The organism is Shewanella sp. 1180_01, assembly GCF_052850535.1.
In genome coordinates this window covers 113,404-135,278 of the sequence record NZ_VXCT01000003.1, presented here as the reverse complement: position 1 = coordinate 135,278, position 21,875 = coordinate 113,404, and the positions used below count along the sequence as shown (strand labels likewise).

Sequence of the window (21,875 nt, the reverse complement as noted above, 5' to 3'; positions counted from 1 at the left end):
CTTAACAATCAATTCATTGTTTTCAAATGTAAAAAAGTGTTAGCCGCATAAAAAACTATAAAACACTAATGATAACGATTTGCGTTGTACTGGAGAGTTTAATAGAATCCGCACAAATTATGTTAATAACTCTTTGGGGCTTTGTTTAAATGCATACATCTTCTCGCCATGGCTTGAGTCTCGTAGCCGTCTCTTTACTGACTTTAGGGTTGAACCATACTGCGATCGCCGGTGAAGATTTATTCGGTTATGTCAAAGGCGCTGAAGCTATGCCTAAAGACGCCATCGAACTGTACCAAAAGGTCACCCTGCGTAATGATAAGGGTCAAGGCACCTACAGAGGTATTAACTACGAAACTGAATTCGAGTATGGCCTAACGAATAAACTGGCGGTGTCAGCTTCTGCTAAGTTTATGTCCTTAGACACCAGTGGGCTTATCATCGATGGTTATTTGCCGGCAGAGAAAAAAATTGGTTTTCAATCCTCTGGCGCCGAAGTTGGCCTAAGCTATATGTTTTTAAGCCCAGCCAAGGATGACATAGGTTTGTCGATGACAGCCTCCCTCGACTACGACTGGATTGATGTGCATTCTGGCCAAGACAAAGACACCTTGTCGTTAGATCTTGGTCTGCAAACCCAAAAATACATGCTCGAAGGTGAGTTAATTTGGGTGGGAAACTTAGGCATGGAATCAACCTATGCTGACCGCGCCCCTATCGCTAATCTACCAGAAGACTTCGAATGGTCGACGGATCCAGAGATGGAACTGGAATTGAAAATGGGCACAGGCTTAAGCTATCGTTTTGCCCCTAATTGGTTCGTTAGCGCCGAAGTGCTGTTTGAAACTGAATTTGAAACTGAAATTGGTCAAGAACGATGGTCCTTCTTTGCTGGCCCTTCATTGCATTATGGTAGTGCTGATTGGTGGGCGACGCTGACTTGGTTACCACAGTTAAGTGGCGGTGGTGAGCAGTACCAAGGTCAGCGCGATACCAGTTTGCATCTGATTGAAAAAACAGAACAAGAAATCAGATTGAAGGTCGCATTTAACTTTTAATCCAGGTTCAATGAAGGCTGTTGCAGCGAATGTAATAGGCTGTACCGCCAGAGTGAGCGCCAAGGATGGCTCGTTTTTATTCCATATTCACTAACATTAGGTATTGAAATGGCGCAGACATATTGGAATAGCTTGTGGTTTATGCCCATGGTCGTGGTGACCGCGCCCGCTTTTGCTGCTGACTATTTAACGGTTGCACAGGCGCAGGCATTGATTTTTGATCAAGCGGCCGTATTTAGTGAGCGGCCAACCTTATTGAGCTCAGATGCGAAAGATCAGATCAAAGATTTGTCTGGCGTGCGTCAGCGTCAAGATCAACAGCCGATTTGGAAAGTGGAGAAAGACGGGCAATTTCTCGGTTGGTTTATGGTTGATGATGTGGTCGGTAAACATGAATACATTACTTATGCCGTGGGGATTAGCCCGCAAGGTGAAGTGTTAGGTTTAGAAGTGTTGAGTTATCGCGAGACCCATGGCGGTCAAGTGCGCGAGGCCAGTTGGCGCCAACAGTTCCACGGTAAAACACTGAACGATCCCTTTAAACTGGATGAGGATGTCACCAATATCAGCGGCGCAACCTTGAGTTGCCGTAATTTACTCGATGGTGTGAAGCGTCTGTTGGTTATTCATCAACTCTTCCTGTCACAGACGGCATTATCGTGATACGTCGCGCTAAACCCTTACTCGGGACTTTGGTGGAGATTGCCGCCGAGTCACTGCCACATTCGGGCTGTGAGATCCCACTTGGGGATAAAGCCTTAGAAGCCGCGATGACAGCGGCTTTTTCACGTGTGACGCATATTGGTCGGTTACTGAGTTTTCATCAGCAAGACAGTGAGTTAAATCAGCTAAATCGCCAGCCAGGGACATGGATTCGTGTAAGCCAAGACAGTTTACGAGTGCTCAAGTTAGCTAAGTGGCTAGGCAAGGCGAGTAATAATTTGTTCAATTGTACCGTCGGCGGGGAAATGATGTCACGCGGCGCTTTGCCTGCCTATCTAGGTATGCCTTTGCTGTTGCAAGGCGAGTGGCAAGATATTGAAATAAAAGATAATCAAGTGAGATTAGCTAGGCCACTTATTTTGACCTTAGATGGCATAGCCAAAGGTTATGCGGTTGATATGGCGGTGAGTGAGCTGCGCCGTGCGGGCGTTGGCGGTGGTTGGGTGAATGCCGGTGGCGATTTAAGAGTCTTTGGTAGCGCCTCTTTAAATGTACTCTGCCGCGGCCCAAAGGGATTGAGCCAAAAGATCTGCGTTAGCAATATGGCGCTGGCAAGTTCGCGGGTGTCACAAACTTTAAGCCATGATTATCCTGCGTTATTACTGCCCACGGGCAATGTTACTGATGTGAATATCGATCTTGAAAGTGAACGTATTGTCAGTGTGAGTGCGCCCTTTGCTTGGCGCGCCGATGCGTTGACTAAGGTTGCGGGTTACCTAAACTCTGACTCCGCCGCTGACACAATTGCTCACTTAGGTGGTCGATTAGTCAGTTTTGAATAATCATTCCTTTGGTACTATTTGCAGTTTTCCTTACTGAATTTACTAAGGAAAAGCTGCGTTCTGAGTGTATAACATTTTCCTATGAAGAAATTAACTGGCTATCCAAATTGGTTTTTTTGGCTAATTATTCTTGCCATTAGCGTCACCACGATCACAGGCTTGTTTATGCTGCCTTGGGTGATGGAGTTTAAGTTGCAGTGGGATGTGGATTTTGGTCTCAGCGGTGAACTACGGTTACCCGCAGTGGTGTTGCATGTGTTGTTAGGTTGGTTGCTGTTGATGCTACTTGGTGCACTTTGGCACAGTCATATTCGGGCTGGATGGCGTAAAAAATTGAACCATTGGAGTGGCTTAGTGATGTCACTCAGTCTTATCACCTTAGCGTTAACGGGTGTGGGACTGTATTACTTGAGCTCAGAGTCAGCCCAACTGTTTGACAGTTTATTGCATACGTTTTTGGGGATGTTATTGTTTTCAGGTTTTGTTTGGCATTATTACCATGGCCGTAAAATTCGCCTTCACTCCCTCAGGCGTCACCGTAGCTGATAAGTTTTGCACCAAAGCCCAATTTGAAACCCAATTCAAAAGCATTCGATTAAAAATCCCATGTTAAAACACATTAAAAAGAGTGCCTTTATTGGTAATGCCGATCAGTTAAGACAGATCGCTTGACGATCTCGCTGAAAAGATCAAAATCCGATGACCTCATGTCATCGGATTTTTTTATGCAACTCTCAGAAGCACTCGCCCGCACTCATATTACCCGCCTAACCGAATTCACCTGCTTAGCTGATGTGAGTTAATTCAATCTTGTTTAGACTCTCAGGGCGTTGCGACATTAAGACGGCGTAAATTGCCGATGGATGCGATGATTTGGGCCGTTATCGGAATGGCTTTGTTCCGAGGGGAGTCTGTTCGGTCACTCATCAACAAACTCGACATTGTTTTGCCGCAAGAGATTGATTATGTTGCATGCAGCGCCGTGACTCAGGCGCGTAAACGATTGGGCAGTGAGGTTATTCGAGAAGTGTTTAGTCGCAGCGCCAATACCTGGCACGCGAGAGCTGAACACCCTCATTGGTGCGGTCTTAACTTGTATGGTGTTGACGGTGTAGTGTGGCGGACACCCGATAGCGTCCAAAATCAAGCCGCCTTTGCACGAACCGCAAACGCTTCAGGCGAAGCGGCTTATCCGCAAATTCGCATGGTTTGCTTGATGGAGTTAAGCAGCCATTTGTTGGTCAACAGCGCCTTTGATTCGGTTGCCGAAAATGAAATGAACTTAGCATCTCAGCTCATTTCTAGCATTCCCAATCACAGTCTAACCCTTTTTGACCGAGGATTTTACTCGCTCGGCCTTCTGCACGCTTGGCAGCAAGCGCAACCTGACAGCCACTGGTTGTTACCATTGAAGAAAGGCACTCAATATGAGGTGGTTCGAACATTGGGAAAACATGACCAGTGGGTGAAACTCACCACCACGCCTCAAGCCAGAAAGAAATGGCCGCAGCTCCCTGATACCCTTGAAGCGCGTTTACTCACTAAGACAGTGAAGGGTAAGTCAGTTGCCATTTTGACCTCGTTGACTGACCCGATGCGTTACCCCAGCGAAGACATCGTCGACTTATATGCCCATCGATGGGAAATCGAACTGGGCTACAGAGAGATGAAACAACATCTGTTGGAGAGTCGTTTTACGCTACGCAGTCAACTACCGGAGCTGGTGACTCAAGAGCTGTGGGGCGTGCTACTGGCCTATAATCTCATTAGATATAAGATGTTGCTGATGGCTAAAAGCTTGTCATCGGTCCATCCTAATCAACTGAGTTTTAGGGATGCGGCGAGTTATATCATCTTCAAGTTGACACAACTGCCATCACAAACACCGGGGAATGTCCCGAGAGACGTATTGGATATAGAACGCAATGCACGGCAATTTAAGTTGGATGGTAAACGGGAAAGGGCTTATCCAAGAGTCCTTAAAATGAGTAAAAACAAGTATCCGGTTAGACCCAAGAAAAATGCCGTTCACTCTTAAGTGAACGGCATTAGCCTTTATTGGGCACTCTTTTCGTTTTAGCTGTTTGTTGCGAGCGGTCTGTTATTAACCGCTTGCCACTAACCGCTTGTCGCTAACTATGTGTCGTTAGCAATCTGTCCGTTTAGGCGACTTTAAATCGCGCCACTTCTTTTTGTAGGTTGCTGCAAATAGCCTTAGTGTTGACGACGATTTGTTGGGTCTCTTGAATGACTAAGTTGCAGTATCTTGTTTTATCGGATAATTCAGTCAAGTTACGGTTAATTTCTTCGGTTACATGGGTCTGTTCTTCTGTCGCCGTTGCCGTTTGAGTGGACATCTCGCTGACCTTAGAGGTGGAATTTAGGATTTCATCCAATGCATCTTGGGTTTGACTGGCGAGGGTAACGGTTGATGTGGTCAGGCTGGCGCCCGATTCAATGCTTTTAACCGCATCATTTACGCCGCGTTGTAACTCTTCAATCATACGCTGAATATCTTGGGTCGAGGTTTCGGTGCGACTCGCTAGTGTACGCACTTCGTCGGCGACCACGGCAAAGCCGCGGCCCTGTTCGCCAGCACGCGCCGCTTCAATGGCCGCGTTAAGGGCGAGTAGGTTAGTTTGCTCAGCAATAGAGCGGATCACATCGAGCACTGAGGCAATATTGGCAGAATTGACTGAGAGTTTCTCAATAACAGTCACGGCATTTTTAACCGACTCAGACAGTTGCTGAATATGATTAACGGACTGGGCGAGGATATTTTTACCTTCAACCGTCTGGTCGTTCACCTTAGTGATTTCGGTCGCCGTGTGCAGGGCATTGCTGGCGACTTCTCTTACGGCTGCACTCATTTCATTGACTGCTGTGACTATGGTATCAACAAACTGCTCTTGTTCATGGCTGATGTTGATTGTGGTGGTGGACTTAGTCGCAAGGCTTTCAACGGTTTGGCTCACATCCTTAGTTTGACCAATAATCGAGATAACCATCTGCTGCAGTTGTTCTACAAACAAGTTAAAGGCATGGGCAAGCTCACCGATTTCATCCTGACGTTTGATCGGGATCCGCTGAGTTAAGTTACCGTCACCATCAACAATGTCATTGATCCTGCTGGTGATATCTTTAATGGCATTAACGATGATTTTAGGGCCAAAGTAGGCAATCAACAGGGCGACTATGGCCACTAAGCTGGCTATGGTGAGGGATATTTTGGTTTGGATGGTTGCCTGTTCAGTTGCTTGTAAGTCTAGCTCTTTTACGCGGTTATCGGCCGCTTCCCCCGCCGCATTGTAGATGCTTCTTAAGGCTTTAAATTCTTGTTTGGATTTGGTTTCGTGGAGTTGTTTCGCGCGTTCAAAGTCATTACTTTTGACGGCATTAATGACTTCAGATGATGCTTGATACCAAAGGGAAAATTGCGCTTCAAAGCCATTGGTGGATTGCAGTACGAGCAGATGGTCTTTAAGGATTTTTTTAAACTCGCCCATTCGGTCACGGGCTTGGTCGACGTTTTCTTGCCAGTTATCAATTTCACTCTTGCGATTCTCGGCTGATAATTCTTCCCTCAATAACACCTCTTCACTGAGCTGTGCTTGGTAAAGATCGCGGTCTGCATTGAGAATTGCCGAAATCGCAGGATTAAATAACTGACTGAACTCTTGCATCTGTTTTACCGTCGCACGGCTTTGCATGGCGTCTGTGACGGTCATAACAATGAGCGCTGTCGCCATAATGGCAAACATCAGCGAAAACTTAGCGCGAATACTGTTAAACATAGGAACATCTCCATTAATAACGTAATAAATAGCTTAGCCGTTATTGATGAAATTGCTTTTACATGCAGTAAATTGCGGTGGGATTCGGTGCGAAGTTTTGTGTCCATTGAACGAAAGTGAATCGCCCCGACTGTGCAGCCAGGGCTTAGGTGTTTAGCTTAAGTTATTCTGGGCAAGCTAAGGTGGGGATGGCTTTTGGCTTATAGGTTTTATCTGTACTAGCATGACGCCAATAATGACCATAGAGCCGCCAATGTAATGATAAATGGCCAAGGTTTCATCTAGGATAATGGCCGCCAGTATCGCCGCAATAATCGGCATTAAATTAAAGAACACGCTGGTGCGATCGGCGCCGAGTTTGCTGATGCCATTGATCCAAGCCCACGGTGCGAGCAGCGAGGCCGCAACTGCCGCATACAGGATCAGTGGTGCCGATTGCGTGCTGATCGCCATACTCGGGCTACTGAACAGCAGCGGTGTCAGCATGAATACAGCTATGAGTCCTTGAATATAAACCGATTCCCAAGTGGGCAGTGGTAATTGCCAGCGTTTCAGTAATACGCCATAGAGTGCATACACAAAGGCGCTGAACAGCAGTAACAAGTCACCTTGGGTGACGCCGATGGCAAGATTCATCATATCGCCGTGGCTCAACATAAAAATTAAGCCAACGAGGGAGATCAGCGTGCCACCAAAGGCTAATGACGACAACTTCTGCTTGAGTAAGGGCACGGCTAAAAACAGGCTGATCATAGGCACAAGTGAGGTGATCAATGCCATATTTGTCGCCGTGGTGGTGGCCGCCGCAAAATAGGCCAGACTCTGGTTGAGCACCATACCTAGCATGGCCAAAGTCGCGAACTTAGGTAACAGCGGCAAGATCACTCGGCGCTTTTGCCATACGCGACCCGCGACAAAGGGCGTTAATAGCAACATAGCGAAAAACCAACGGTAAAACGCTATGGCTTCAGGATCGATAATCCCAAATGAGAGCTTGTTAACTATCGAGTTACCTGCCCAAATGAAAACGGCTAATAGGGGAAACAAATACAACATGATTTTGCCTTTCGATAATGGTTTACGTGGCTGGACATGAGTGAATAGGCATAAGCGACTGTGTCTACATGGCTAAAACTGAGTAACTCAGAACGAGAGACTCTGCTTACTACGTATTACTTATGCATCCAGATAATCATTGCAGGCAATTATCCATGGTCGGTTATGATATAGATATTGCTAATCGGACAAGCTCAGTTCCCCGGCGGACAGAGTGCTATAGGATGGCAAAATCGCTTGAGCGCGATTAAACCAGTGCTATTAAACCCAGATTGCTTCAGTGCTATTAAATCAGGATTGCTTGAAAGCTATTAAACCAGTTGAGCACTATTAAACGAGAGAATGTATTGAGCTAGAAGGCTTTGAGGACAGACACAATGCGTACGGTTTATCATCCCCTTACGGCAGAGCAAGGGCCAGTTGCGGATATCTTCTTTAACTATGAAGCTTTCCTGCCTAATACGGTGACGCCCAAGCATCAACACTCATGGGGACAATTGCAGTTAATCAGCGGTGGCATCATGGAATTACATGCCGCAGGGCAACGGTTTTTATCGCCGTCGCAATATGCGATTTGGGTTCCTGCGGGGATAGAGCATGAAAGTTTCACTCGGCGTAGTATCCATTATTGTTCGATGAATATCGTTGCCGAGCGGGCTGCGGCGTTTCCCCTAGAGACCTGTTTGTTAGCTGTGACATCCATTGCCCAATCGATCGTTAACGACCTACGGGAGCGGCAAGTTAGAGTGGCAAACTCGGCAGCTGATAAACGGCTTGTTGAGGTTTTGCTCGATCAGCTCACTATCGGCCAAGCTCTGCCGCAATTTTTGCCCACAGTCTCAGATAAACTGTTACAGCCCTTGTTGCTGGCACTCGAAGCCGCCCCTGCGAGTCCTAAGACCTTTAAATCTTGGGCCAATGAATTACACACTACAGAGCGTACCTTAGCTCGTCGTTGCCAAGAGGCGCTGGGGATGAGTTTTACCGAGTTAAGGCAAAGGCATAAGTTTATCTATTCATTACAATTGCTGCGTCAGGGGCTAGCTATAAAAGAGGTGGCATTAACGCTCGGCTATAACCAAACCTCACCTTATATCGTTATGTTTAAAAAGTATGCCCAGTGCTCGCCGGAGCAGTATCGCCGTCGATTATGATGGCGCATAAGTTTAGTGTGATGGCATATAAGCTTAGTGTGTTGAAAAATGACCTGTTGTTAATTCGAACGCTAGCGTATGTTGTGAGGCGATAAGCGGATAAAACCGAGAAATAAAATAGGGTGCCAAAGCATTTAGCACCCTATTTTCGGCCTATTTAAAGAGAGGATTTAAGGTTTTTTACATTGGTGGATAAATTAGTCGGATGCTTTTTGGCGGTTCCGTTTATCCTGACGCTTCTCTTTTAAGGTTTTCATTGGCGGTTTTTTGTTTTTTTCTTTACTCATAGATATAGACTCCAAAGTGAAGGTCACTATCCGAATCCGCGCCGCAATTCGGTTTCGATAGTTGGGCTCAATTTTTATTTCAGGCTTAAATTGAGTCGGTTTATTTATAAAGGACACATAAAACGTAATTTAACGATGAGGTGCCGAACCTAAACCTCTTAACCCCTTTGCTGTTTTACCTTAAAGCGCTGCCATGACTTAGTGTAAATAGTGGCAAAAGGCGTTAATTTCAGTGTTAAATTAATTTAATGCCTGTCTTTAATAAATAACGCGGCCAGTTAATGACTTCAAAATAACATTCCTTCTTATCCAATTATGTTAAAAGTACCGCTAGAAGCCGCCGCTAATAGCGAGTTGAAGTATGTTGTCACGGAGTAGAACACACTATATCTTTAATTACGTCATCTAAAATGGCTCAACACTTGAGTAGATTCAGTCAACATAAACCACTAAAAGCCATTAGAAATAACGCTGCTTAAATCAGCTGGCTACTTAGCTTTTTTAGGTTTTTTCGCTAGACTGACATCTTTAATCATAAACAGCACTGGCTTGCCTAAAATACTCACTTCAGCCAACTCGCCCTTTGACCGCCCAAGTAGGCTAACGCCTAAATCGGATATAACAGAGAAGCGTCCTGCACTGGGTTTATGCTTTGGTGGATACACGAGCTCAATTTGATACTCCTGTTGATCCTGCAGATTAACTAAGCGGATCTCCCGCCCCACAGTCACTTTATCACTCGCCACATCATGCTTTAGCTGCTCAAGTTTGCTAATCACGCCTGCCAAAGCAGTTGGGCGTAGGGAGGCATTAAAACTGTTCTGTAAATAATAGGTTTCGGTTTTTAGTATAAAATTCTGAAATAAACCGCTAAAAAAGGAATATGCCATTTCCGCCTCTGAAATAACCAAGTAAAAGTGCAAGCAAAGAATTTAAAAAAGAGGAATAACTGGATTCAGTGCTTATTTAACAAGAGTATTAAAGTTCTGCCGAGCGCGAGTGACGCTCGGCTTAGACTGGGAATTTGAGTGAGAAGCGGAATAATTTAGCCAAGCAGCAGGTTAAACTAAGAGTGCTCGCTAATACATGGGGAAATAGTGATGAAAATGCAGTGCTAAACATAGTTTTACATCTCCAGTCAAAAGTGTGTGCTATGGGTTGCTTTTTTAAGCGTTCAATATGGCAAATAATGTAAAGTGCTAACTAAGTAAAGTGTTAACTAAATAAGCCATGTTTACTTGGTTGATACCATAGGCCAAGTAAAAAAATAATGCAAGCCCAACCAGGTTCACATTACTGAATATACTTATCTACAGTAAATATGTATTTAACACTAAATTAACTTTGTTGGTGTTGATGCCAATCTTAGTCAATTTAATCCTAGCACGCGTAAAATAAATCGAGCACTGATGGGTTTAGCGATGAAATACCCATTAAATAAATAGGCACTAATTCACTAAAGTTGCTCATTCAAATAAAGTACTCATTCAATAATGTACACTCGAATAATCCCTTAGCTCGGTGATTATAGTACTTAAGTATATTTTAGCGCTATGCAAGCTAACTGAATTAAGCCTTAATGTGTGCGTTTAAATGGTAAATATCGGGTATCCACTTAGGTGATTAATCCCGCGCCTTTCAACAGTATTTTAATGCACATGGAGACGAGGAACAGGCAACTGACGCTCGTGCACCAAATGAGCACTAACCAGCCGAGTCGATAGCTGAGGGATTTAGTTGGGGTCGTCATGTTTATCTCCAGCATATGTAAAGTTATCTAAAGTGAATTAGCGACCTAAGCCAAATTAGCTTAGGTCGCGTTTTGGGAAGCCTCTTTTACCTGAGTCATGGCTAGTGATAGCCTGCATCTTTAGTGACTTTTCCGCGGAACACGTAGTAGATCCAAAAGGTGTAAACCAAAATCAGCGGGATGATCATCAGCGCGCCGACGAGCATAAAGCTTAAGCTACTATCGGGCGCGGCCGCCTGCCAAAGGCTGATATTGGGCGGAATAATGTGTGGCCAGATACTGATCCCGAGCCCACTAAAACCTAAAAAAACTAGGCATAAGGTGAGTAGAAATGGCTGATAGTTATCATCGCGGCGCAAAGATTTCATCAAGGCCCAGCCGCAGGCTAATACCAGTATGGGCACTGGGGCGAAATAGAATAAATTCGGTAAACTAAACCAGCGCAGGGCAATATTGGGCTGCACAAAAGGCGTCCATAAACTGACTAAGCCTATGGTCATAAGCAGGCATAAGGTCAGTGCTCTGCCAAGTTGTTGCATGGTCGTTTTAAGCTCGCCTTGGCATTTTTTCACCAGCCAAGTCGCGCCGAGCAGCGCATAGGCCAGCATAAGGCCAAATCCACAGAAGAGTGAAAAGGGCGATAACCAATCGAAACTTCCGCCACTAAATTGTTGGTTACTAACAGAAATACCTGAGATAAACGCCCCCAGTACTACGCCCTGTGAAAAGGTGGCAGTGATAGAGCCGAACATAAACGCTTTATCCCAGAATAGTTTAGCTTCTGCGCCCGACTTAAATCTAAACTCAAATGCCACGCCGCGAAAAATCAGTGCCAGCAGCATGATGAGCAGCGGTATGGTCAGCGCTTCGAGCACTATGGCATAGGCGAGGGGAAAGGCACCGAGCAGACTAGCGCCGCCGAGCACTAACCAGGTTTCGTTACCATCCCAAACGGGGGCGACGGTATTAACCATAATATCCCTGTCGTCCTCGTCGTGAATAAAGGGAAACAGTATGCCTATGCCGAGATCAAAGCCATCCATCACGATATACATTAAGGTGGCAAAAATGATGATCCCGAACCAAATCAAGGGTAAATCGAATTCCATGGTGAGCCCTTAAATATGTTTAAGATTGAATAAGTAAAGCGAGTGCCATCTGCGTTAACGCTAATGGCTTGTCGCCGCGATATCTGGCCCTTTGCGGATGAGTCGCATCATATAGCTATAACCCACGCCGAAGATGCCGCAGTAACTGACGATGAAAATTCCTAGGCTGATACTCAGGTGGGTAACGCTGTGGGAAGACACGGCATCCTGAGTGCGCATCAATCCTTGGATCACCCAAGGTTGGCGGCCAAGCTCGGTCGTAAACCAGCCAGCTAGTGTCGCGAGCAGTCCTGCGGGGCCGAGCAGCAAGACAAAACGCAGAAAGTGTTTATTGCTGTAGAGTTTGTCTTTGCGTCTGAGATAAGCGCTCCACAGTCCGGCAAAAATCATCAATAGGCCTAAGCCGACCATGACTCTAAAACTCCAAAACACTAACAACACATTGGGTCTGTCCTCGGCGGGATACTCAGTCAAGGCGGGCACTTGTTTACTTAAATCGTGCTTTAAAATCAGACTCGCCAGTCCTGGGATTTCGAGGCTGAAGTGGTTTTTCTCTGCGTCCATATCAGGAATGGCAAACAAGATCAGCGGTGTGGGTTTATCGCCCTCATTACGCCAATGGCCTTCCATCGCCGCGACTTTTACAGGTTGATATTCAAGGGTATTTAAACCATGGAAATCACCAATCACAGCTTGCAGCGGCGCGACGATTAACGCCATCCACATCGCCATAGATAACATCTTACGGATTGCGGGCGTATCGTTCCCTTTGAGTAAATGCCACGCCGCCGATGCGCCCACAAAGAAAGCCGACGAAATAAACGCCGCCACTGTCATATGGGCTAAACGATAGGGAAATGAAGGGTTAAACACTATCTGAAACCAATCAACAGGAATGACGCGATTATTTACGATTTCAAAACCTTGGGGCGTCTGCATCCAACTGTTTGACGCTAAGATCCAGAAGGTCGAGATAATCGTGCCCGTGGCGACCATGCAAGTGGCGAAGAAATGCAGGTTTTTGCCTACCTTCTGCTGACCAAATAGCATGACCCCCAGAAATCCCGCTTCGAGGAAAAACGCGGTAAGCACTTCATAGGTGAGTAGCGGCCCAGTCACGCTGCCGGCGAAGGCGGAAAACGCGCTCCAATGGGTACCAAATTGATAGGCCATCACAATGCCTGAGACCACACCCATGCCGAAGTTTATAGCAAAAATCTTCGACCAAAATTGATAGAGTTGTTGGTACACCTGATTCGCCGTTTTCAACCATAAGCCTTCTAATACCGCTAAATAAGTGGCGAGGCCGATAGTGATGGCGGGGAAAATAATGTGAAAAGAGATAGTAAAAGCGAATTGGATCCTAGCAAGTACAGTGGCATCAAAATCAAACATAATTTCCTCGAGAGATAAGAGTCTCGTTACAAAGGCATTCATTAATGCAGTGTCCACTGAACCTAATATTGGCCCAGCGGTGAAAGCTTGTGTGCCATTAGAGCATGGGATAAGCTGGCTATAACAGACACAGAATATATTTAATGAGCTATAACAGATGGCGAAGTACGAGCAGTTAGCGCAGGAATTAAAGACACGAATAGCCCAAGGCGTCTGGCAGGCGGGGGACAAGTTGCCGTCGCTGCGCCAAACTGTGGCCGATTCGGGTTTGAGTTTGATGACAGTGCTTAATGCCTATCAGCTATTGGAAAGCCAAGGCGTGATTACGGCGCAGGCAAAATCGGGTTATTTAGTGGCGCCGCAGCCAGAAACCTTTCGCTATCCCGACCATCAGCGGCAGATTTATCTCTCTGATAAAGTGGATATTAACGAGTTCGTCTTCTCTGTTTTGCAGGCGTCAAAACAGGCTGGAATAGTGCCCTTTGGCTCAGGTTTTCCCGATCCCAGTTTATTCCCGCAGCAAGCGTTGGCGCGCTCGTTAGTTAAGGTCACTCGGCACATGTCACCGTCTTTTGCTGCCGATAATTTACCGCCGGGGAATGCGGGACTGCGTAAGGCGATTTCCCAACGTTATGCCAAATTGGGTATGAGCATTTCACCCGATGAAATCATTATTACTTCGGGCGCCATGGAGGTGCTCAACTTGAGTTTAGCGACCTTAACTCAAGCGGGGGATTGGGTAGTCATTGAATCCCCGACCTTTTATGGCGCGATGCAGGCGATTGAGCGGCTTAAGCTTAAGGCCATTGCGGTCGCGACGGATCCACAACAGGGCATTGATCTCGAGGCGCTAGCGGAAGTGTTAAAAACCTACCCAGTGAAAGCCTGCTGGTTGATGAGTCAACATCAAAATCCCCTTGGCTGTAGCTTGTCGGATACTAAAAAACAGGCTCTTTATCAGTTATTAAACGAGCATAAGGTCAGTTTAATTGAGGATGATGTTTATCAAGAACTCTATGTCGGCTCTAGTGCACCAAGGCCAGTAAAAGCCTTCGATACCGAAGGAAGAGTGCTGCACTGCGGCTCATTTTCTAAGTCTTTGATTGCAGGTTATCGTGTCGGCTGGGTGGCGGCGGGACTGCATGCGCCGCAGCTACAGCGCTTGCAAGTTATGTCGACGCTATCGACCAGCGCGCCCATGCAGCTTGCTATCGCCGATTTTATTCAGTCGGCACAATATGAGCGCCATTTGAAGCAGTTACGTAAAAAGTTAGCCGATCGCAAATTGGCCATGTATCAGTTATTGCGCGCACATCTGCCCGAGTCTGTGGGAGTTAACTTTGCACAAGGCGGCTATTTTCTCTGGTTAGCGCTGCCTGCACACATGGATGCAACACAAATTTATTCTCAGGCGATTGAGCGCGGGATCAGTATTGCTCCCGGAAATCTCTTTAGTAATCAGGTCGAGTTCCGCCATTTTATGCGCTTGAATGCCTCATACGAGTGCTCGCCAGAGATAGTCTCTGCTGTCGTAGTGCTGGCCGAACTCATCCGTAACTATTCGTGCTAACTCGTTAGGTTCGCTTTTTATATGAGCCTGTTATGTTAGCCCGCTTTGTTGTTTGGGGTTTTCGGTCAGAAGTTAAATGCTGAGGTAAAAAGTTTTAGACTTCCAGATGTCTATCTGTTAGCTTGTTGAATATGCACAAATCTTGTGCAATCCTCTTGGTTGGATCAAGGACAGCACTCTGTTGAAGGAAGGCAAAATGAAGCTTGAATCACTGGCATTACACTACGGTTATGAGTCAGAAGCGACCACGAAAGCGGCCGCGGTACCTATCTATCAAACCACCTCTTATACCTTCGATGATACCCAGCATGGTGCTGATTTATTTGACTTGAAAGTCGCAGGTAACATTTATACGCGGATCATGAATCCTACTACTAGCGTGCTAGAGCAACGTCTGGCAGCCATTGAAGGCGGCATAGGTGCGCTGGCCGTGGCATCGGGTATGGCGGCGATTACCTATGCGATTCAAGCCCTGACTCAAGTTGGCGATAATATTGTCAGCACCAGTCAGCTCTATGGCGGCACTTACAATTTGTTTGCCCATACGCTGCCGCGCCAAGGCGTAGAAGTGCGTATGGCGGCCTTCGATGATTTTGAAGGCCTCGATGAGCTGATCGACGACAAAACTAAGGCCTTGTTCTGCGAATCAATTGGTAATCCCGCGGGGAATATTGTTGATTTACAACGTTTAGCCGAGATTGCCCATAAGCATGGCGTACCTTTAATTGTCGATAATACGGTCGCAACCCCAGTGTTATGTCGCCCGTTTGAGCATGGCGCCGATATCGTTATTCATTCTTTAACCAAATATATTGGTGGCCATGGCACGACCATTGGCGGGGTGATTATCGATTCTGGCAAGTTCGATTGGGTCGCCAATAAGGAAAGATTTGCCTTACTCAACCAAGTCGATCCTTCTTATCATGGCGTGGTTTATACAGAAGCCTTTGGCCCCGCAGCATTTATTGGTCGCTGCCGTGTGGTACCGCTGCGTAATACCGGCGCCGCGCTTTCACCGCACAGCGCATTCTTACTGTTGCAAGGCCTTGAAACCTTAAGCCTTAGAATGGAGCGCCATTGCTCGAACGCGCTAGCATTAGCCGAATATTTGGTGTTGCATCCGGCGGTGAGTTGGGTGAATTACGGCGCCTTGCCGAGCAGCCCTTATCAGGATAATTGCCACAAGATCACTGGCGGAAAAGCTTCTGGGATCATCAGCTTTGGGATTAAAGCGGCCACGCCTGAAGAGGGTAAAATTGCCGGCGGACGTTTTATCGATGCGCTGCAGATGATCCTGCGTTTAGTGAACATCGGCGATGCGAAATCCTTGGCCTGTCACCCTGCGAGTACCACGCACAGACAGCTCGATGCCGATGAACTGGCACGGGCGGGCGTGTCAGAAGATCTTATCCGTATCTCGGTTGGGATTGAGCATATTGACGACATCATTAACGATGTGGCGCAGGCGCTCGATAAGGCACTGGTGAGCAAGTAGTTCTTATCGAATAGCCCATGTCGAATAGCTGATACCCCATCGATTTATTAAATCGTTAACAGTAAAAAGCCGCCATCGATTCAATTCGATGGCGGCTTTTTTAGTGCTTTTAAAACGATGTTAATCTTGCTGCAATCGATTTCTCGCCTTCTGGTAGAAGTAAGAAACGGTAAGTAAAATAACCCCGATCAGCATAAAGGCAATGACCTTTTGCACTAGCTCGAAGGACGCCATATCCAGTAATAGCACCTTGAGCGTCGATAGGATAAATAGCCCAGCGGCGAGGCGGATCATATCGGCATTTTGTGGTTTTAAGCTGATAAACATCAACACACTGCCATGGATAACCAATAAAATCGCGCTGAGTGGGGCGGCAATCATGCTATCGAAGCTATAACTCCACATGAAGTAACTCAAGGCGAGCAGTAGATGCCAACCCCACTTAAGTCCTTGTAATGGCAAGATACGTCTATGCAAGCGTATTGCTGCGCCGTGCTGCAAGATAAGCCTTGCTAGGAGTGCCAGTGATAAAAACTCGATTAACACAAACGAGGCATTATCACGATTAAGCCCAAGTGTGATCTCAAAATGCAACATGATGGGCAACAGGGCTAAGCCTAACGTTAGGCCATAGGCGAGATGATAGCTTTCCTTTATTGCGGCTTGGATTTCGGCGACTAGGGTTAATTTCATGCTATGTGAGGCTTGGCCTTCAGCTCTTTTGCTTAAACTTTTTTGGATCAGCAATGCAAAATAACCACTTAAGGCTAACGCTGTCATCGCTATTCCGACGAGCTCTGAATGATTAAAACCATAAACGATCACGGCTAATACCAGTGCAAAGTAATAAGGGCTCAGTTGCCATTGTAGCTGCAGCAAGGGGCGCCATGTTTCGGGTAATTGGCGATAACGAAGCAGGGTGAAGCCCATAAACAGGGCGCCAACGGTCAGCGCCGCGAGTCCTTGCCAAGCGTGAATAAGACATAGCGAGGCTGTCATCATAACCGCTAGCCAAGTGAGGATTTTGGCCTCTATGTTCAAACTCTTATGCTTAACTACATAGGCTAAACCTAGGCTCATAAAGGTGCTTAGCCAGAGGGCGATAGCGGTATATTCCCAATAGTTGCGGATAACTTTGGGCAGCAGAATAAGCGGCAGCAGCAAGTAACAGCAGATTTGCACGCTGTAAGCGGCTTTAGCAAATAGGGCATCTTTATAGTGGCGGCGATACCAATAATGGGCCAAGAGTAAGGCGGTAAATAACTCAATTCGTGCCAGTTTGGCCATAAGCGGCTGGGCGCTAAAGCTAAAACTGTCCGCGAGCGTTATGCCTTCAACGACCTTAAACAGCAGTGGCAATAGCAAGAGCCAAGCGGCAAATTCGCTGACAACGAGTTTGTCCTTTACGCTTAAGTACAGCAGTAATAGGCTAACTAGCGGCAAGATAGCGAGATAGTAATCGCTGCTCAAAAGGTAAGCCGCGAGGATAATTGTCGCCAAATAAAAACCGCTTAATAGTTCTTTTAATATTCTGCAAAGCTGATGTTCTAACGCAGAAAGCGGCGCATGGGTGAATGTTAATAGTCGAATGGCAAAGACTAAGGCGGCGCAACTTAAGGCCAGTGCGATCAGCGAAACGCCAAAGGCCGACAAAGCTGAAATTGCCAAGGCATCTAATATGCTGGATTTTAACAGTGCCATGCTATCAAGCACGCTAAACGCATTTAACCCTAATCCCATTAGCAGTAATACATAGGCTTCGGCGCGCACTGAAACCAGCTCTTCTTTGGTGCCAATCCATAACAGTAATAAGGCTTCGAGCAGTAAGACTAAGCCGAGGAAATCATGGCTAAGTAAATACAGTGCTGCAAATCCGGCAAAACTTCCTGCCAAGACTAACAATAAGCCGCTGCGGGCTTTTTCTAAGCGGCTTTTTAGCTGCCAATAGAGGGCTGCACAAATCAGCGCGTTGATCGCGAAGATTTCCCCTGCGAACTCAGTGAATTGCGTTAATTCGAATAGCACAAAGGCGAGCAATGCTATTGGCAAAGCGAGCATGCGATGGCTTAGGGTGTTGCTTGGTTGTTTATCTTGATGGCTAAACTGCTGGGTAAATAGTAGGCCGGTGATGCCGTAGAGATAAAAGGTCGCATTAATACTGAAAAGCGCCAGCAGACTGCCACCGCCAAAGTCGGTGAGTGGCAGTGGCACAAAATAGCTAAAGGCTTCGATGCAGCCAATGTGCAGCAGCGCGGTGATTTCCAGTAATAACGGCCACTTAAGCTTATAACTTTGGGCAAGGGCGCCAATTCCAATAAGCAGTAAATAAGGAAGATACAGCAGTGGTGTATAGCTTTGGGATAACAACATCATAGGCGCGGTCGAGCCGCCGACTAAGGCGATCACGGCGATCACTTTGGCATCTAAGCGCATCGACAGACCATAACCTGCCAGAGTGATTATTAACAGTAAGATAAAACTCGCGCTATTGGGGATGATTTCAAAATACGGCCCAATAAAGTAAGCGCAGAGAAAGTTAAGGATAAGGCCTAATCCGACTATCCCAGAACCAAAGTCCGCCATGCCCGCACGTTTTTGGCGAATAAAAATCCCGCCAGCTATGATAGCGTTCGCGCTGGCAAACCCGAGTAGCGCTTTGCCCAGTTCTGAGAACCAATGGTTGATGGAATATTGCAGTAAATAACCAAAGCCTAATGTCAGGGTGATGATCCCTGCGACTGTCATCAAGAAGACTGGGCCTAATCCCTTGGCTTGATAATGATGGTAGAAGGATTTGATTTGTTCGGTAATTGCGCCAAAGGGCGCCATGATGGTCGCTAATCCTTGGGATAACAGATCGTCAAATTGACTCGCCACTTGCACGCTTGCCTGTAATTTGACTTCATCACTCAGTTGTTGGTCTTGCGCTTGGTGTCTGGTTTTGGCGGTTTGTTCTGCTGAGGTATTTTTTGTGTTTCTTTGCCAAGGGTCTTCTTGCAAAGCGTTTTGCTGCCATGGGTTGGGGTCTGCTTGAGTAGCCGCTACGGGAGTAGACTCAAGGATTGGTGTGTGTGCCGCATAGGCTAATGCGGGCGTGTTACCTGCGGCAGGGAGCACAGCCGCAATCGATACTGCATCTGCCGCCATACTGATAGTGGTATCAGAGGCGTCTTCAGTCGCAATTTGCTGACTTAAGGTATCGAGCTTAGTTGAAAATTCTGCCAATTGACGGCTGAGCGAAGATTGCTGCGATAAATGCAGCGACTGTAATTGTGCCAGCTCAGCTTTTAGTTGTGCGACGTCATCCTTTAACGGCATATCTCAATCCTAGTTAAGTGCCTAATAGCTTAAAACATTCAGCGCTTAAGAATTTAAGGACTTAAGCACCTTTGCAATTGGATTGTACTTGCGACAGGGGATTTCGGCTAGCCATAGCGAATGTGGAAAAATGCTGATAGTGGAGTAGAACAATATTTTAGCGGGTTTAGTTCAACAAAGAGCCAGACATTGCTGGCTCTGATTAAAGTACTAAATAGTGGCAGGGTTATTTCTTTTGCGCCTGCAGGATCACAAATTTACCGTTGGAGGCGACTGTGGTGCAGTTTTTAAATAAGCGCTGCAATTTCACATGGTAAGCCAGATGGCGGTTGCCGACGATATGTAAGATGCCCCCGTCTTTTAAGCGGCGGCGGGCGTCTAAAAACATCTGCCACGCGATATGATCGGTAATGGCTTCACCTTGATGGAAGGGCGGATTACACAGCACCAGATCCGGTTGCACTTCTTCTGGCAGATGCGTCATGCAGTCGTCCCAATAGAAGTGGTCTTTATCTGCAGGCAATTGATTACGTGCCCAGTTTGCCTTGGCTGATGCGACCGCCATTTCGGAATCGTCGATAAAGTGGATATCAGCTTCAGGGAATAACTGAGCGGTTCGCAGTCCCAGCACGCCATTGCCACAGCCGAGATCGACAATCGACTTGAAATCCCCTTTCGGCAGATTTTCGAGCATGATGCGTGCGCCAATATCGAGTTTGTTGGCGGCAAACACATTACTTAAGTTACTGATCTCAAGTTGATATTCAGGTACGGCCCAAGTCACTTCTTTGGCTAATGGTCTGGGTTTACCATCACTGACACAGGTAATTACTCGGGTGTTTTTCCACGCTAAACTAGCGCTTGCTGGGCCTAAATGCTTAGCAAAGACATCGAGCAAGGCGCCATTAATCGATTTAGCTTTGGCTGCCACTAATATGCTAGTGCCAGCGGGTAACACTTGCGATAAGCGTGTTAGCTGGTGGGCAAAGTAGCTTAAGTTCTTAGGCAACTTCATCAATACTAAGGCTAAGTTTTCTGGCAAGGTATCGCGGCTGGTAAACCATTGCAGATTATCCAGCGGCAACTGATTGCGACCATGGTTTTGTTCTGTGCCTAAAAAGCTGGTTCTGGCATCGGTTTCAACACACAGTGGCCAACTTGGATTCAGTTTCGATACACCACAGCTTAAGGCGCCGAAACTGTCGTTGATAATGGCGGTTGGCACGGCGGTTTGCTCTGACTCAATAAGGCTTTTGAGTAAGTGTTCATCGGCGGCATCCCAAGCTTGAAGATTAGATTCCTGCTGAGCTGGATACCGTAAAAGTTCGAGTTCAACACCCGCTACTGAAAATTGTGTTGTCATGTGCCACACTGCGCCAATAAATTAAGGCGCAGATTATCGCAGATTTCATGGCGCAGTGCGACGGCTCTGCATTAAGGGTTAATGTCTAGCCCTAATATATAGGCCTAATGTATCGTCCTAAATGCAGCCCTGCTGTGGACGAAGCGGTAATTAAACTGCCGGATAGGAGAGGGTGGTGAACAAGCAAGATGATGACCAAAGATAATAATCAGCGTGACCAGAGTGACAATCAAGGTGGCGGCCAAAGGGTTGACTTGTTTTCTGAACTTGAACTTGAGCTTGAGCTTGATGCCGCGGCGGATCCTGATTTGCCGTTAAGTTTGAGCATGGCCGAACAAGGTTCGAAAAAAGCTGAGCAACCCACACCGCCAATCACCTTAGTTCGGGGTTATCTTAATGCTGAGCAGCAAGCTGCGCTGATGAAAGAAGCGCAGACTTATCCCTTAAGTCGCCCCGAAATCCAAGTATTCGGTCAGTTTCACGCGATTCCCCGCCAGCAAGTGTGGTTTGGCGACTCGGGCTGCGACTATTTATATTCAGGACTGTTTATCCGCGCCTTACCTTGGCCTAAATATGCCCATAAGTTGAGGGAAAAGTTAGCGCGGGATTATGGCTTGGCCAGCAATGGGGTATTAGTCAATCGCTACGCAGATGGTAAGGATTGCATGGGGGCCCACAGCGATGATGAACCAGAAATTGCCCATGGTAGCCATATTGCGTCTATTACCTTAGGCGCCACGCGGGATTTTATGCTTAAGCATAAACACAGCCAAACCAAGTACAACATCAGTTTGCACAGCGGCGATCTGCTGATCATGCATTGGCCCATGCAAAACGATTGGTTACACAGCTTACCTAAACGCTTGAAAATAAAAGAGCCCCGCTGGAACTACACCTTTAGACAACTCATCGTTAATTTCCATGGCTAAATGCCTACTGTTAACTGTTTGTGGCTGCGGACTGCCTGCCAAATAAGGTGAGATATAATGTGGTCGTAGATCAGCAAACTGGATAAGTGAAT

Annotated in this window: 15 protein-coding genes and 2 pseudogenes; 9 read left to right on the top strand and 8 right to left on the bottom strand. The window is 46.6% G+C overall.

From position 1 onward, the window contains the following. Positions 1-149 precede the first annotated feature (149 nt). From FW758_RS03820 to FW758_RS03800, 5 genes and pseudogenes are all read left to right on the top strand, one after another. On the top strand, positions 150-1,058 hold the full coding sequence (locus tag FW758_RS03820) for a DUF6662 family protein (RefSeq protein WP_063884108.1): 909 nt from the start codon (positions 150-152) through the stop codon (positions 1,056-1,058). A 108-nt stretch (positions 1,059-1,166) separates the two neighbouring features. Further along, entirely contained in the window at positions 1,167-1,721 is a 555-nt protein-coding gene (locus FW758_RS03815; protein ID WP_006083955.1) for an FMN-binding protein, read from the top strand. After that, positions 1,718-2,563, top strand: coding sequence for an FAD:protein FMN transferase (locus FW758_RS03810; RefSeq protein ID WP_446444678.1), 846 nt, complete (start codon positions 1,718-1,720; stop codon positions 2,561-2,563). The genes FW758_RS03815 and FW758_RS03810 overlap by 4 nt, the downstream gene beginning before the upstream one ends. A gap of 81 nt (positions 2,564-2,644) precedes the next feature. After that, positions 2,645-3,109, top strand: coding sequence for a hypothetical protein (locus tag FW758_RS03805; protein WP_446444677.1), 465 nt, complete (start codon positions 2,645-2,647; stop codon positions 3,107-3,109). A 179-nt stretch (positions 3,110-3,288) separates the two neighbouring features. Then, positions 3,289-4,601 (top strand): annotated as a pseudogene (locus FW758_RS03800) (IS4-like element ISSba6 family transposase). Positions 4,602-4,725: 124 nt separating this feature from the next. Here FW758_RS03800 and FW758_RS03795 read toward each other — a convergent pair. Next, the gene (locus tag FW758_RS03795; protein ID WP_446444676.1) at positions 4,726-6,357 is read right to left on the bottom strand and encodes a methyl-accepting chemotaxis protein; all 1,632 of its coding nucleotides are present in this window, start codon (positions 6,355-6,357) and stop codon (positions 4,726-4,728) included. Between the two features lie 163 nt (positions 6,358-6,520). Beyond that, positions 6,521-7,413 (bottom strand): annotated as a pseudogene (locus FW758_RS03790) (DMT family transporter). Positions 7,414-7,790: 377 nt separating this feature from the next. On the opposite strand from FW758_RS03790, the gene FW758_RS03785 reads away from it, so the two are divergent. Continuing rightward, positions 7,791-8,567, top strand: a complete 777-nt coding sequence (locus tag FW758_RS03785; protein WP_446444675.1) for an AraC family transcriptional regulator — start codon at positions 7,791-7,793, stop codon at positions 8,565-8,567. Positions 8,568-9,342: 775 nt separating this feature from the next. On the opposite strand, the gene FW758_RS03780 is transcribed toward FW758_RS03785, so the two are convergent. The 4 genes from FW758_RS03780 to FW758_RS03765 form a co-directional block, all read right to left on the bottom strand. Next, the gene (locus FW758_RS03780) at positions 9,343-9,744 is read right to left on the bottom strand and encodes a GreA/GreB family elongation factor (RefSeq protein ID WP_220778021.1); all 402 of its coding nucleotides are present in this window, start codon (positions 9,742-9,744) and stop codon (positions 9,343-9,345) included. A 725-nt stretch (positions 9,745-10,469) separates the two neighbouring features. Beyond that, positions 10,470-10,604, bottom strand: a complete 135-nt coding sequence (locus FW758_RS03775) for a DUF2474 domain-containing protein (protein ID WP_446444674.1) — start codon at positions 10,602-10,604, stop codon at positions 10,470-10,472. Between the two features lie 101 nt (positions 10,605-10,705). Then, entirely contained in the window at positions 10,706-11,713 is a 1,008-nt protein-coding gene (gene cydB, locus FW758_RS03770; protein ID WP_446444673.1) for a cytochrome d ubiquinol oxidase subunit II, read from the bottom strand. 60 nt (positions 11,714-11,773) lie between these two features. Further along, entirely contained in the window at positions 11,774-13,108 is a 1,335-nt protein-coding gene (locus FW758_RS03765; protein ID WP_446444672.1) for a cytochrome ubiquinol oxidase subunit I, read from the bottom strand. 157 nt (positions 13,109-13,265) lie between these two features. On the opposite strand from FW758_RS03765, the gene FW758_RS03760 reads away from it, so the two are divergent. After that, positions 13,266-14,678 (top strand): aminotransferase-like domain-containing protein, encoded by a 1,413-nt coding sequence (locus FW758_RS03760; protein WP_446444671.1) that lies wholly within the window; start codon positions 13,266-13,268, stop codon positions 14,676-14,678. 196 nt (positions 14,679-14,874) lie between these two features. Next, entirely contained in the window at positions 14,875-16,173 is a 1,299-nt protein-coding gene (locus FW758_RS03755) for an O-acetylhomoserine aminocarboxypropyltransferase/cysteine synthase family protein (RefSeq protein ID WP_446444670.1), read from the top strand. A 120-nt stretch (positions 16,174-16,293) separates the two neighbouring features. Here FW758_RS03755 and FW758_RS03750 read toward each other — a convergent pair whose 3' ends face one another. Further along, a complete protein-coding gene (locus FW758_RS03750; RefSeq protein WP_446444669.1) occupies positions 16,294-19,491 on the bottom strand; it encodes a DUF2339 domain-containing protein in 3,198 nt (1,065 codons plus the stop codon). A 226-nt stretch (positions 19,492-19,717) separates the two neighbouring features. Further along, positions 19,718-20,854, bottom strand: a complete 1,137-nt coding sequence (locus FW758_RS03745) for a methyltransferase (RefSeq protein ID WP_446444668.1) — start codon at positions 20,852-20,854, stop codon at positions 19,718-19,720. A gap of 188 nt (positions 20,855-21,042) precedes the next feature. Here FW758_RS03745 and FW758_RS03740 point away from each other — a divergent pair, with 188 nt between their 5' ends. Next, positions 21,043-21,783, top strand: coding sequence for an alpha-ketoglutarate-dependent dioxygenase AlkB family protein (locus tag FW758_RS03740; RefSeq protein ID WP_446444667.1), 741 nt, complete (start codon positions 21,043-21,045; stop codon positions 21,781-21,783). The last annotated feature ends 92 nt before the right edge of the window (positions 21,784-21,875 follow it).